The organism is Paenarthrobacter sp. CM16, from assembly GCF_013179505.1.
Classification (GTDB): Bacteria; Actinomycetota; Actinomycetes; order Actinomycetales; family Micrococcaceae; genus Arthrobacter.
This window is the reverse complement of record NZ_JABMCX010000589.1, coordinates 1-734: the sequence shown is the minus strand read 5'-3', so window position 1 is coordinate 734 and position 734 is coordinate 1. Positions and strand designations below refer to the sequence as shown.

Genomic DNA, 734 nt, shown 5'->3' with positions numbered 1-734 from the left:
GATGCCCATTCCGCCGTAACGGCTGGACGTCGGGAACAGTGCCGGCAGTGCAGAGGCCAGGTTGGCGATGTAGAACGTCACCGGGAAGGCAATCAGGGCAAGGCCGGCCAGCGTGGACCAGATATCGCCAATGCCGATCAGCATGAACGCCGGTATGGAGAAGACGATGGTGCTGCCTGCGCCGACCCACAGCACGGGGCGGCGGCCGATCCGGTCCGAAAGCTTACCGGTCAGCGGGATGCACACGGCCATGATCACCAGGACCGGGATGGTCAGCAAGGTGCCGTGGACGGGGTCGTAACCCTTGGAATCAGTGAGGTACGTGGGCATGTACGAGGTCAGTGCGTAACCAACGGTGTTGGCTGCAGCTGCCAGGATCATGGCCAGCACGATCTGGCGCCAGTAGGCCTTGATGATGCCTATGGGTCCCTTGGCCACGGCCGCATCCTGTGAGGCTGCGTCCTTGGCCGAGGCTTCCTGAGCGTCCAGTGTTGCCTGGAACTGGGGGGATTCCTCGATCTTGCTGCGGAAGTACACGGCAATGAGGCCCAGCGGACCGGCGATCAGGAACGGAATCCTCCAACCCCATTCCTCCATGGCTGCCTGCCCCAGCGTGAGCTGCAGGACCGAAACCAGGGCGGCGCCGAGGGCGAAGCCGATGTAGCTGCCCATATCAAGGAAGCTGGCAAAGTAGCCGCGGCGCTTGTCCGGGGCGTACTCGCTGACAAAAGTGG

The 734-nt window shown here is 63.2% G+C and carries 1 protein-coding gene; it reads right to left on the bottom strand.

The window, feature by feature from the left end; translation table 11 throughout:
• Window positions 1-734 (bottom strand): MFS transporter (locus HP499_RS24685; protein ID WP_172326633.1); only part of this gene is annotated, 734 nt, incomplete at both ends.